The organism is Endozoicomonas sp. YOMI1 (genome assembly GCF_024606345.1).
GTDB lineage: Bacteria > Pseudomonadota > Gammaproteobacteria > Pseudomonadales > Endozoicomonadaceae > Endozoicomonas.
This window is the reverse complement of the sequence record NZ_JAHHPM010000511.1, coordinates 1-12541: the sequence shown is the minus strand read 5'-3', so window position 1 is coordinate 12541 and position 12541 is coordinate 1. Positions and strand designations below refer to the sequence as shown.

The window sequence follows — 12541 nt, the reverse complement described above, 5'->3', positions numbered from 1 at the left end:
CTCACTCTCCGTTCACCCTGAGCGGAGTCGAAGGGTGCCTGGCACGATCTATCATTAGGCAAAACCATTCTCAGGATAGCCGATAAACACGATGATAAAAGTAATAACTGAATGAACGGTTAATCAGTGTAAGCCTGAAACGAGCTTCATTGGATTAAGTTCAAATCACCTCATAAAAAAAATTTTAATCAATTTTCTGCAATTCTCGCTACGGGGTCGCCCAGACGGGGTCGCCGAGACGGGGTCGCCGAGACGGGCGCTATTCTCAGACAGTTTCCAGGTGTGATGATCAGGCGTCTTCCTTTAGTACACGACGATATGCTGTAAACTGATGACCAAATGTGTCAATACCCTCCTGGCGAAGTGCAGGAGCATGATGCAACAGGTAGTGATCCAGCGCACTCTGCCCAGACACTTGATAGCGAATGGAAAAACCGGTTGAATAAGGTCGTGCTGTCAGCTGATCATCTTCCGTCAGCTTAAGTATTTCCGCACTGTGAAACCCTTCGGCCTTCAGCACTGCATCAACATGTGGCTTTAACCAGGCCCTGAACTCATCCACAATATCATTATCCACCAGACAATTGACTTCATAGATGATCATGAACGCCCCCTGAATATTCATTTGCGAGCATTGGATAATAGTGGATAAATGGCAGATAGGCAGAAGATCAGGCTTTCCGCACAATATTTAAACCATGCCGGATGGGCAGCAGCACACTCTCAAGTTTTGGATGCTGATAAATGTAACGATTCAGATCGGCAATCACCTGATCCCGCTCCTCCTGAGGGTCAAGCACCTTCCCTTTCCAGAGTGCATCATCAATAACCACAAGCCCATGAGGGCTCATCATGGGCAGTACCATCTCCAGATAATCGCGGTACTTCTTTTTATCTGCATCGATAAACACCAGATCCAGTTTTTCCGCTCTCAATTCCGGGATGGTATCCAGTGCCCTGCCAAAAAGCACTTTTATTTTATGACCATGGGGTGACCGATCAAAAAACTCCTGTCCAATGGCAATGGACCTGGGGTTGGTCTCACAGGCATACACCACGCCATCATCGGGTAAACCCTCTGCCATGGATAACGCTGCATAGCCGGTAAACATACCAATTTCCAGCACGATTTTACTGCGGCTGATCTCAACCAGCATTTTCAGGGTCTGCCCCACCAGCCGACCGGAGAGGTTAACGGGGTAACGGGTTCTGTCCACCGTGGCCTGAGCCAGCTCTGCCAGAACCGGAGATTCACCGGACGTCATCGTCTGGCAATAGTTTTCAATTGCTGGATCAACCATCCAGTCCATGCACTGTACCTTCTCTTGATAATAAAGCATTGATAAAAGAACCTTGATAAAAAGGGCGCTCTCCATGAAGATGAGGCCACAACTTATAAAGCGTTGAAAAAATCAGCTGCGAATTTTAAGCGAGGGAGCCATGACAGAAAAGCCCGTTATTGAAATAGAGTACTGCAGTCAATGCCAATGGCTGTTACGTTCTGCCTGGCTGGCACAGGAGCTGCTAAGTACCTTTAATACTGATATAGGGGAAGCTCGGCTAAAGCCGGGGGGGTATCTTCATCATCAAGCTGAATGGCGAAGAGATCTGGGAAAGGAAAAAGAATGGCGGTTTTCCTCAACCTAAAGAAATTAAACAGAAAGTCAGGGATGCGATTGCCCCTGAAAGAGATCTTGACCACAACGACCTTTGAGGGAGGTCAGATTCATTCTAAGGAACTGTCATTTAATAACTTCGACATTTCAGTAAGAAGCGCTGCCCGCTTGCCGCCACCCGCTGCCCGAAAAAGACAGGCCGTTTTTGCTTTTGCGGCCAACAGCCAACAGCCAACAGCCAACAGCCAACAGCCAACAGCCAACAGCCAAAGACCTTAACAAGTCTCAGTCAAATGCGGAACTTATTCCGAGACAATTCCTAACCTCCATGAACCCTACACCCAGGCACTCTCTTTCTTGCGGATCTTCAACATCGGCAGGAACACACCAAGAAGAATACCTAGTAATATCGTACCACCACCAAAAAGAAACCATCGTAGTTTATTATCCCTATTCAGCTGAAGATATTCCGCCTGCAACACCTGCAGCTGGTTTTTCAGCCGCTCGTTTTCCTCAACCAATTGCTGGTTACGACGATCTATCGCCAGGGGCTCAGCAGAAATATCCTGCAGTCGTTTCATCTCAACCTGCTGGCGATCCAGTTTATTATCAGCCTTGCTGAGTTCCGAGATTACCTTTTGCAGCTGACCATCCTGTTCAGTCAGGCGTTTTTTCAGCGCTTTATTATCTGCTGCAATTTTACTGGCCCGTTCCAGGGCAGCGGGTAACTGACTAAAAGCCGGTGGGTTTATCATCAGATATTGTGCCGGTACATAACCTTCCTGATCACCGTGTTTCACTTTACTGAAGCCATTGCCAGAATTTTCTTCCAGCAGTACCAGCCCGGTACCGGTCTTCAGTCCACGATGAAGAATTCGGTATTCATTACTGGGTCCGCTGCGCATGGGTACATAGGTAATATCAGTGATATATCGTGTCTCTGCACAGACCTGCCCAATCCATAACAAACCGAACAGAACAACCAGCCAATGTTTTTGCGTTTTCACAGGTATCAGCATCTCAAATCACGGCAGAACTTTTTTAAATGGCTTAACGATAACCTGCCGATAAACGCCAGTCTCAATATAGGGATCTGCATCTGCCCAGGCCTGTGCTTCGGTTAAACTGGCAAATTCGGCAACCACCAGACTTCCGGTAAAGCCAACCTCCCCCGGATCATTGCTGTCTATAGCAGGACAGGGACCAGCCAGCACCAGCTGCCCTTCATCCTTTAATTGCTGAAGCCGCTCAAGATGCGCGGGGCGCGCCTTCATTCGCAATGGCAGGCTATTATCAACATCTTCACTGAAAATAGCGTAGAGCATTTATTTCTCCTCAGTCTGAATATGTTTTGAAATCACCAGAAACTGACCAATCACAAACAGGAATGTCAGAATAAGGCTGCCGAACACTTTAAAGTCCACCCAGATATCGTGGAAGGTAAATGCCACAAAGAGGTTCGCCGCCCCCAGAAGAATAAAAAATATGACCCAGCTGATGTTCATCTTGAGCCAGATATTGTCCGGCAGTGTTATGGCGTGTCCCATCATCCGTTCCAGCAGAGTCTTTTCACCGATAAACTGACTGCCCAGAAATGCAACCGCAAAGATCCAGTTGACGATTGGGGTTTTCCACTTCAAAAAAGCTTCATCATGAAAAGTCAGTGTCATGCCCCCAAACAGCATAACCGCTGCGAGAGTGACCACATGGCTTTTCTCCAGCTCCCGGTTTTTCAGATACAGGCTGCCATACACCAGAATGGAAGCAACCATCAACACCAGAGTTGCGCTGAACGGTCCACCCAGTTCAAAGTCATTTGCCCCCAGGCTGACCATTCTCGGGTCCATTTTATAAACGACAAAGAAAAGAATCAGAGGAATAAAGTCAATTATTTGCTTCATATTTGGCCAATCAGAGTAGAATAGGAGGCATCAACTTGTCACCACGTTAGTGAATAACGGTTAGGGAGTTTGAGCCTGCTGGCAATAACAGTCAAACTACATAATAAACTAATTGAATTTCAGGGTAACAAGCAATTTTGATTTCCATTGATTTACACAGTCACACCACCGCTTCCGATGGAACCCTTGACCCAGTTGAACTCTACCACCGGGCTCAGGAACGACAGGTCCATACTCTGGCCATTACCGATCATGACACCGTTGCTGCCCACTACTTCCTTAGAGACCAGGTCCCTGAGGGTGATATTCGATTAATCACCGGCATTGAACTCTCCACTACCTGGTCCGGTGCTGAAATTCATATTGTCGGTTTGAACTTCTCCCTTGATCATAGGGATCTGGAGCTGGTCGTCAAAGCCCAGGGCGAGTCCCGCAGAAAACGCTCACATCATATTGCCGAACGGCTGGCCAGCCGTTTGCCAGACTGGAATGCCGATCAGATTTTTCGAAAAGTCCTTGAGGGCGCGGTTGAACAACAGCAAAACAGCCGTCATGGCTTTATGCTGAAACCGGACGACGTGCAGATTGGTCGGCCACACTTTGCCCGCTGGCTAATCAGTGAAGCGCGATGCCATGATATGGATGCTGCGTTTCGCAAGTACCTTGATAACAGCAAAATTGGCAACCTTAAAGCCTTCTGGCCAAAAATGAGCCAGGGCGTTGCCTGGATCCGGGCACTGGGAGGAACGGCCGTTCTTGCCCACCCCGGAAAATACCGGATGACCGCCACCAAACTCAGGGCTCTGATCAAAGACTTTACCCTGGCAGGCGGACACGCCATGGAGGTCCAGGGATCTAACCATCCACACAGTCAGGTAGAACAAATGGCTCGCTATTGCCGGAAGTTTAACCTGATGGCATCACAGGGCAGCGATTTTCATAACCCGGACTACCCATGGGTTGATATTGGGCGATTGCCTCCCTCTCTCCCTGAAAACCTGAAACCGGTTTGGGACATCTGGGAATAGCGCCCGCTGTGGCCGGGGAAGAAGGTTAAATCATCGCAGTGTTGTCTGGTTCATCAGTAACACCCGTGAGTGATCACAAGCAGACATGTGAGCCCGTCTTAAGTACTTTTAGAATCCCGGCGGCTACCACTGGCAAGCACTTCTTTCCTGTTGACCTCAGTGTTATGATGCGCCACCGCTTTTGCGCAAACACCACCGTGCTCTTTCGCTGAAGCATTACTCTTCAGGCTGACGATTGCCATGAGCCAGTTCTTTCAGATTCACCCCGACAACCCACAACTGCGCTTGGTCCGACAGGCTGTCGATATTATTCGTGATGGCGGTGTGATCGCCTACCCTACCGACTCAGCCTATGCCCTGGGTTGTCACATTGGCGATAAAAAGGCGGTTGAGCGGATCCGGAAAATACGCAGGCTGGATGAAAAGCATAATTTTACCCTGGTCTGCAGAGACCTCTCCGAACTGGCGACTTATGCCCAGGTGAATAATACGCAATATCGAATGCTGAAAAATCACACCCCGGGTCCCTATACCTTCATTCTGAAAGGATCCAGAGAAGCGCCTCGACGGTTGATGCACCCAAAGAGAAAGACCATTGGCATACGTGTACCTGAGTGCGCAATTGTACAGTCCCTGCTCAGCGAGCTGGGATGCCCAATTATGAGTTCAACGCTCCAATTGTCTGGTGACGAGTTCCCCATGATGGATCCTTACGATATCCGTATGACTCTGGAACCCCAGCTGGACCTGATCATTGATGGTGGATACCGTGGCTTGGAGCCGACGACGGTGGTCAGCCTGATGGAAGATGTCCCGGAAATTCTCAGGGTCGGCAAAGGCAATCCTGAGCCTTTTATGATTGATTAGTTTTTCTTGCGGTAAAGTATCAGCTGTTCGTTCACACAACTTTCTATGATGTGGAATTCAATGATGTGAAATCCAAGGATATAGAATCAACAACTATAGCACAAAGCCAGCACGCCAGAAATCAATCAAACGTCAGAGTACAACACTTTTTTTCAACCCTGACAAGAAAACTATTTTTTCTATTATTGAAAAAATCGTCTAGGATTGATTATCTAATTCATAAGACAATCACACGCTACATCCAAATCCATAAATCAAGAATTAAATAGTGAATTACCAAATTCAATCAATTTACAAAGCACTGATCAAACCATGCCAATATCAGCAGTCAAAAAACCAGAAACCAAAATATACAAAAAAAAAATATTCATAATAATCATTGGATTTCTTATACACCCTTTAGATATTCAGGCCAAGCTTGGCATACAAAACACCTATCAAATATCACAGCAACACTTTGCACAAGCCTACCCGGATTCTAATGAAAAAATAGAATCAAAAGAAAGTAAAGGTGAGCTTCCTGATACTATTCTCACGCCCGGAGAAAAAAGAAAAATCGTATTAAAATCCCTAACCCAACAAACTGTCGACCAGGCCAGTTCAAAAAACCAAATCCTGACCCATTATGCCGTTAAAGACCTGGATTTATTAAATGGATCAACGCTATCACCCGATCACAGTATTCTGAAAAGCCTTGGAACCCCTATTACTGTATCCGGAGAAATCATGTTAGCCAATATGCTGATTACTCCAACAACCGATATCAATGTACTGGAAAAAAGACAATCAACCATACAATACCTGATCGATCACCCAATGATCATGGCTAAACTGGAAAATCATTTACGACGGTTCTCCACCAATGAGGATGGCATCATATCTCTGCTTGACCCTTCCGACACTATCTACAAAGGACTTTTCCAGAGCCTGGATGCTACCACTCAGTTTGGTATGAATCCGAAAACCAGCAATGAAAAAGAAGCCTCCCGTCGTTTTATTGAAAGCCTGAATTTACTAGGTCTCGGGTTTATGCCCACCTACCTTTATTACAATTCATCACACCCATTACACTTGGTCAGCGGCTTAACACTTTATGGCCTGACACTTTACTTGACACAAAGAAGTGCCAGAAGAGAGAAGAATTATTACACTTACGTAATGGAGCGCAGCAGACGCCCGGGTCTTGCGTTATTTGAAGCCAGAAAACTCTGGATGACACTTGAGAATCATCCACCGTTTCATGATGTGTTTTTATCCTACCCAGAGCTTTCAAGGCTGGATTACTCGAAAGAATTCCGGGAAATACTCGCTCTATTGAAAGAGGCGCCTGAAACCCCTGTCCGTTCCACCTGGCGATACTACACCTCTCATATGGGTTGCTACCATATGGCATTAGAGCTTATGCAGAATAACAAAAGCTCTATGTTATACATCCTTAAGGCAGTCGGTGAAGTTGATGCCTGGTTGACCATTGCCAAACTGGTAAGTCAAGGCCAGAAAAGAGAAAGCAACCCAATTACCTTTGCGAAATACATTCCAGAAAATCATTCACCTTACTTGAGGCTTGACCGATTCTGGAATCCACATTTATCATCAGCGGTAGCCGTACCAAACAGTATTGAAATAGGCGCGCAACTACCGTTGAATACAATAATTACAGGACCTAATGCCGCCGGAAAATCAACCAATATGGAAGGCATTGCCATTGCTGTCCTTCTGGCACAGACCTTTGGCATTGCACCAGCGCACCATATTGAATTAACACCGTTTTCACTGATCCATACTCATATGGATATCAGTTCAGAGGTGGCTGCAGGCCTGTCAACATTCAAGGCAGAATCGGTGAGAGCTATTGAACTGATGGACCATATTGAAAACATGGCAGAGTATCAGTTCAGCCTGACACTGATGGATGAGATTTTCAGCAGTACTAATCCAATAGAAGGCGAGGCTGGTACTTATGGCTACCTGAAAATCATTTCCAACAACCGAAACTCCATTAATATCTGTACAACCCACTACCCCAGACCCACTTTGCTGGCTGATGAATACCCCGGAATATTCCAGAACATGCATGTTCACGCAGAAATCACCAGCGACGGCAGACTGGTCTATGACTACCTTTTAAAGTCCGGATATTCTGAACAGCATATTGCCATCAAGATTCTTGAGGATGAGGGTATTCAATCAGAATTTCTTGATATCGCCACTGACATTATCAAACATCCGGAAAGATACCCTCTTCAGAACCGCAGACACTAACCGGAAAAACGCTTTATTAATGCCTTGTTCAGGGGAATATCCAGTCTTTTGATACTGGCAGAAAGATCAATCATACTATTGGCCACTAAAGCCATTAATTCAGGGCTGGGAATAATGTCTTGCCTTTCCCCTGGATTAAAACTGTCGTACCCTGTCCTCTCAGGACTAACTTGGGAGAGCCCTTTGAGCGCTGTAGACCCCCAGTTGCGTGTTTTATCTGGTATGCGACCCACTGGCCGATTACATCTTGGCCATTATCACGGTGTTTTAAAAAACTGGCTGGCACTGCAACACGAATACGATTGCTTTTTCTTTGTGGCAGACTGGCATGCATTGACCACTCACTATGAAGATACCCAGCACCTTCAGCAACACATGCTGGATATGGTCACTGACTGGCTCGCCGTTGGTGTCAACCCTGGATCTTCCACCATTTTTATTCAGTCCCGGGTACCGGAGCATGCCGAACTTCACCTGCTACTTTCCATGATGACACCGCTGTCATGGCTGGAACGGGTCCCAACGTATAAAGACCAGCAGGAAAAACTCAAAGAGAAAGACCTTTCTACCTATGGTTTTCTGGGATATCCACTCTTGCAAAGTGCTGACATTCTGGCCTATCGGGCAGGCAGCATCCCCGTGGGCGCTGATCAGGAAGCTCATGTGGAGATTACCCGGGAAATTGCCCGCCGTTTTAACCATCTCTATGGCCGTGAACCCGGTTTTGAACAGAATGCCGAAATGGCCATCCGGAAAATGGGCAGAAAACAGGGTGAAATATACCGGAAGCTTCGTAAAACCTATCTGGAAAAAGGCGATGAACAAGCTCTGGAAACGGCCAAGGCCCTGCTGAAAGAACAAAACAATATTACCCTGGGTGACCAGGAGCGTCTCTTCGGTTATCTGGAAGGTACCGGCAAGGTTATCCTGCCAGAGCCGCGAGCATTGCTGACACCGCAAGCCAGAACACCGGGTCTGGATGGACAGAAAATGTCCAAGTCCTACAACAACACCATCAGTCTCAGAGAGAGTGCTGACGAAGTGGACGCCAAGATCCGGAGAATGCCTACGGATCCAGCCCGCATTCGCCGGAATGACCCGGGCGATCCTATGAAATGCCCGGTATGGCAATTCCACAGACTCTATTCTGACCAGCAACGTCAGGACTGGGTACAGAGCGGCTGTACCAGTGCCAGCATCGGTTGCCTGGACTGCAAAAAACCGATAATAGAAGCGGTTCAGGCCGAGCTGGAACCGATACGGATTGAAGCTCTGGAACTGGAAAATAACCAGGATGTGGTCAAGAGCATTATTACCGAAGGGTGTGAGAAAGCCCGCGATGAAGCCCAGGACACGCTTAAGGAAGTCCGTGATGCCATGGGACTGCATTATCGCTAATCATAGGCCCAAAGAGTCATTGAACCACAAAGACCTAGGAGGCTGTGTCTTTGACATTACATCAATCGCTACCTGCCCACGGTAACTCCTCTGGACAGACACCGCCTCTGGCAGGCATGATGGAACTGATTAGCAAATAAGCCATCCAACCTGTATCTCAGTAGATTCAACGGCCCAGCAAGAGGTGAACTGCCCATGACCACGACGGAAGCCGTGGCCAAACAACCAGAACATACGTCAGCCCCATCGGAAGCAGAATCCGTTTCCGTTGTGCTTGAAGCTCCTCATGAAGAAGCTCCCCATGAAAGAGCGGAAAAATCGCTGGCACTGGTTAAGGGCCAACCATTCACCAAGCTGCCTGACGATCTCTACATTCCACCGGATGCCCTGGAAGTCTTTCTGGAAGCCTTTGAAGGACCGCTGGATCTTCTGCTCTACCTGATCAAACGCAACAACATGGATATCCTCGATATTCAGGTGGCCCAGATCACCCATCAATATATGGAATACGTCAAACTGATGGAAAGTTCCCAGTTTGAGCTGGCGGCAGAATACCTGGTCATGGCCGCGACGCTGGCGGAAATCAAATCCCGAATGCTGTTGCCACGAACCGCAGAGGCTGAAGAGGAAGAAGAAGACCCCCGTGCTGAGCTGGTCAGGCGACTGCAGGAGTACGAGCGCTTTAAAAAAGCGGCCGAAGATCTGGACGATCTGCCCAGAATGGGGCGGGATACCTGGCCTGCTAAAGTTCAGACTCCTGATTTTGAGCGAATTCAGGTATATCCGGATGTTGATCTTCAGGATATTCTGGTAGCCCTTAGCGAAGTCATGCGTCGGGCTGATATGTTTGAGCACCACCAGGTGGCGGAAGAAGCACTGTCCGTTCGAGAGCGGATGAGCGAGGTGCTTGCCATGCTCTCCCCTGAACGCTTCACCCCTTTTGTGGCACTCTATCGAGTCAGCGAAGGTCGGCTGGGGGTGGTGGTCACCTTTATGGCCATTATGGAACTAATCAAGGAATCCCTGATCGAGCTGGTACAAAGCGAGCCCTTTGGACCGATTCATGTGAAGGCACGGGTTGAATAACATGGACAATATAAATAGTGAAAAGCCTGATCTCTCACTGATTCTGGAAGCGGCCATCATGGCCAGCAGTCGTCCAGTGACTATTGAACAGCTGGCGGCCCTCTTTCCGGAAGACAGTCGCCCTGATGGCAATGAAATCCGTGAAGCCCTGGTCAAAGTATCTGACGCCTGTGAGGGCCGGGCCTTTGAACTGAAGCAAGTGGCTTCCGGCTTCCGCTTCCAGGTTCGTCAGGCCATGGCACCCTGGATTGGCGGCTTGTGGGACGAGAAACCTCAACGCTATACCCGTGCCCTTTTGGAAACCCTGGCCCTGATCGCCTATCGCCAGCCCATTACCCGAGGGGAAATTGAAGAGATTCGTGGCGTCAGTGTCAGCAGTAATATCATACGCACCCTGCAGGAGCGGGAGTGGGTTCGCGTTGTCGGCCACCGGGATGTTCCCGGCAGACCTGCCATGTTTGCCACCACCCGGCAATTTCTGGATTACTTCAACCTGCAGAACCTAAATGAACTGCCTCCGCTGTCTGAAATCCGGGACCTGGAAGAAGTCGCCAAAGCTCTTGAAATCCCGGAAGAGATTGCCGAAGCACTGGCTGCAGCTGGCGGCACGTTAGAACAGCCGGAACTGGCAGACCAGGAAGTCATCCGGGAGCGTTCAGCCCAGGAGCTGTTCGATGAACTGGATGCCATGGAAGCCGAATTGCCCACTGGCTTTAATGACTTGATCAAGAAGCAGAAAATACCTGCCCTGCAACTGGAAGAAGAGAAAGAACAACAGAGTTCTGAACCAACTGAAGATGAATTAACCACATCTTCTGAAAGCCAGACTGCTGATGATCAATCATCTGAAGAAGCACTTTCTTCTCAGCCTGAAGAGCCAGATCAAACCTTTCATTAATCAAAGACACTCTGGAAGTATTCTTCCAGAGTGTCTGCTGGAACAGAGCCCCCATCCTCGCGTACAGCCTGAAATACCGGTTGAAAATAAGCATCCAACTCACGGGCAAGGTGGTTCAAGTCTTTATTTTTATCGCCATCAAGAAGGTAAGTGAAATCTGGTAATTCATCGCCATCAAGAAGATCATCGGGATATTGTGAGTCTAATAAATTTTCTCTGTAAAATGAGAAGGAAAGTAGTGGCATATGGACTTCTTTGCTCATATCTGTGCAAAAGAGGTGTTCTAGCATCGTTACATCATGACCATCCAGATAGGTACCAATTTTCTCAAGCCCTTCGCCAAGATTAGGCATAACACCTGTATTAGCGATACCGTTGATAAAATCATCGAATTTTATTGGAACCATCCCCCGGGTAATGAGATCAGGTATTTTAGGTTCGTCGGGATTAACGCCATATTTTTCAAGTAATTTGCAATTGGTTTTCTGCCACGATTGGATTCCACAGGCAATTTCATGCCAGTCTTTTAATCTGGCTGTTGTGATAGAGTTAGTGATCATTTGACCAAGTTTCTCTCTGGCATTGTCAACTGCCTTATCATTACCCCCCTTTCCCGAAGAAGATAACGACGCCAGTTTATTCAAACTTAATGTCAAAGCCTTCAGAATCTGCTCACGTTCACAAAGGTAGCCTCCTACAGCACCTTCCGTGGAACCCGCCTCCCCTACCAGAAGACTCTCTAAAGTTTGCTCCAACCCCATGAGGTCGCCAGGTTCTGAACCAGGACCTGAACTAAGGGAGGATAAGGGTGAAGGTTCGTCATCAGAATTCTCATCATCTGAACCAATCGTAAATCTCACAACCGATGGATTATCAGTTCCGCTTCCACCCGATGGTGGATTCATATAATTATAGGCAGGCAAAACAACACTGGATGCTCGAGCGCCAACAGCCAGACTACGCTGGTGATCTTCAGGTGCACGACTGCGAAATGTACCTCCCGCATATTGAGTATCCACTGGCAAGGCATAATCATCCTGATCATAACCATTACTTGTTATTCCGTTAGCATAAGCTGCCAATCCAGTATTTACACTTGGCCAATTCATAATTAAACCTTTTAACGATAGATATTTACTTCCCATAGACAGCTTACTTTCTCAATAGGTTCACTAGTCATTGGAATAATATTTTGATGAATCAAATTAGAAAGTGGCAGCAATGAAAAATGATAAATGAGAAGATCCTGTAATTAGTTTACCGACCGGTAAAACTATTGGAGCTGATGGCTGGACAAAACAAAAAGCCAGCTGAGTAGTCTGGCTTCTTAATTGTGGGGTGAAGTCAGGCGCACAGGGGATCGCGTCTTAATTCCTTTAGCGTCGTGTTATGGCTCTGGGCGCATCTCCCCCCACCCTGAAAGCCATTAGGAGGCTCTTGATTAAAACCGCAACGAGCGCAACATTCGTTGTTATGATCCAAGTC

13 protein-coding genes and 1 pseudogene are annotated in these 12541 nt (G+C 47.5%); 7 read left to right on the top strand and 7 right to left on the bottom strand.

The window, feature by feature from the left end:
- Positions 1 to 289: 289 nt before the first annotated feature.
- Both KDK15_RS18200 and KDK15_RS18195 read right to left on the bottom strand, forming a co-directional pair.
- Entirely contained in the window at positions 290 to 604 is a 315-nt protein-coding gene (locus KDK15_RS18200; RefSeq protein WP_257296813.1) for a DUF4286 family protein, read from the bottom strand.
- Positions 605 to 671: 67 nt separating this feature from the next.
- On the bottom strand, positions 672 to 1310 hold the full coding sequence (locus KDK15_RS18195) for an O-methyltransferase (RefSeq protein ID WP_257296812.1): 639 nt from the start codon (positions 1308 to 1310) through the stop codon (positions 672 to 674).
- Positions 1311 to 1440: 130 nt separating this feature from the next.
- On the opposite strand from KDK15_RS18195, the pseudogene KDK15_RS18190 reads away from it, so the two are divergent.
- Positions 1441 to 1714, top strand: a pseudogene (locus tag KDK15_RS18190) (SelT/SelW/SelH family protein).
- Between the two features lie 237 nt (positions 1715 to 1951).
- On the opposite strand, the gene KDK15_RS18185 reads toward KDK15_RS18190, so the two are convergent.
- From KDK15_RS18185 to KDK15_RS18175, 3 genes are read right to left on the bottom strand one after another with little or no spacing between them, the layout of a single operon-like run.
- Positions 1952 to 2623 carry a TIGR04211 family SH3 domain-containing protein gene (locus KDK15_RS18185; RefSeq protein WP_257296811.1) on the bottom strand — a complete coding sequence of 224 codons (672 nt, stop codon included), beginning with the start codon at positions 2621 to 2623 and terminating at the stop codon, positions 1952 to 1954.
- An 18-nt stretch (positions 2624 to 2641) separates the two neighbouring features.
- Positions 2642 to 2941 carry a YciI family protein gene (locus KDK15_RS18180; RefSeq protein ID WP_257296810.1) on the bottom strand — a complete coding sequence of 100 codons (300 nt, stop codon included), beginning with the start codon at positions 2939 to 2941 and terminating at the stop codon, positions 2642 to 2644.
- Positions 2942 to 3517 (bottom strand): septation protein A, encoded by a 576-nt coding sequence (locus KDK15_RS18175; protein WP_257296809.1) that lies wholly within the window; start codon positions 3515 to 3517, stop codon positions 2942 to 2944. It lies immediately after the preceding gene.
- A gap of 137 nt (positions 3518 to 3654) precedes the next feature.
- On the opposite strand from KDK15_RS18175, the gene KDK15_RS18170 reads away from it, so the two are divergent.
- Positions 3655 to 4545, top strand: a complete 891-nt coding sequence (locus KDK15_RS18170; protein ID WP_257296808.1) for a PHP domain-containing protein — start codon at positions 3655 to 3657, stop codon at positions 4543 to 4545.
- Between the two features lie 98 nt (positions 4546 to 4643).
- Here the strand turns inward: KDK15_RS18170 and KDK15_RS18165 are convergent, their stop codons facing one another.
- On the bottom strand, positions 4644 to 4787 hold the full coding sequence (locus KDK15_RS18165; protein ID WP_257296807.1) for a hypothetical protein: 144 nt from the start codon (positions 4785 to 4787) through the stop codon (positions 4644 to 4646).
- Between KDK15_RS18165 and KDK15_RS18160 the strand changes: the two genes are divergently transcribed.
- The 5 genes from KDK15_RS18160 (at position 4786) to scpB (ending at position 11056) form a co-directional block, all read left to right on the top strand.
- The gene (locus KDK15_RS18160) at positions 4786 to 5412 is read left to right on the top strand and encodes an L-threonylcarbamoyladenylate synthase (protein ID WP_257296806.1); all 627 of its coding nucleotides are present in this window, start codon (positions 4786 to 4788) and stop codon (positions 5410 to 5412) included. The genes KDK15_RS18165 and KDK15_RS18160 overlap by 2 nt on opposite strands.
- Before the next feature lie 312 nt (positions 5413 to 5724).
- Positions 5725 to 7674 (top strand): hypothetical protein, encoded by a 1950-nt coding sequence (locus KDK15_RS18155; RefSeq protein WP_257296805.1) that lies wholly within the window; start codon positions 5725 to 5727, stop codon positions 7672 to 7674.
- Between the two features lie 222 nt (positions 7675 to 7896).
- Complete coding sequence (locus KDK15_RS18150; RefSeq protein WP_373691404.1) at positions 7897 to 9072, top strand: tryptophan--tRNA ligase; 1176 nt, start codon at positions 7897 to 7899, stop codon at positions 9070 to 9072.
- Between the two features lie 195 nt (positions 9073 to 9267).
- Positions 9268 to 10158 carry a ScpA family protein gene (locus KDK15_RS18145; RefSeq protein ID WP_257296803.1) on the top strand — a complete coding sequence of 297 codons (891 nt, stop codon included), beginning with the start codon at positions 9268 to 9270 and terminating at the stop codon, positions 10156 to 10158.
- A gap of 1 nt (position 10159) precedes the next feature.
- On the top strand, positions 10160 to 11056 hold the full coding sequence (gene scpB / locus KDK15_RS18140; RefSeq protein ID WP_257296802.1) for an SMC-Scp complex subunit ScpB: 897 nt from the start codon (positions 10160 to 10162) through the stop codon (positions 11054 to 11056).
- Here the strand turns inward: scpB and KDK15_RS18135 are convergent.
- Positions 11053 to 12201 carry a hypothetical protein gene (locus KDK15_RS18135; protein ID WP_257296801.1) on the bottom strand — a complete coding sequence of 383 codons (1149 nt, stop codon included), beginning with the start codon at positions 12199 to 12201 and terminating at the stop codon, positions 11053 to 11055. The genes scpB and KDK15_RS18135 overlap by 4 nt on opposite strands.
- Positions 12202 to 12541 lie beyond the last annotated feature (340 nt).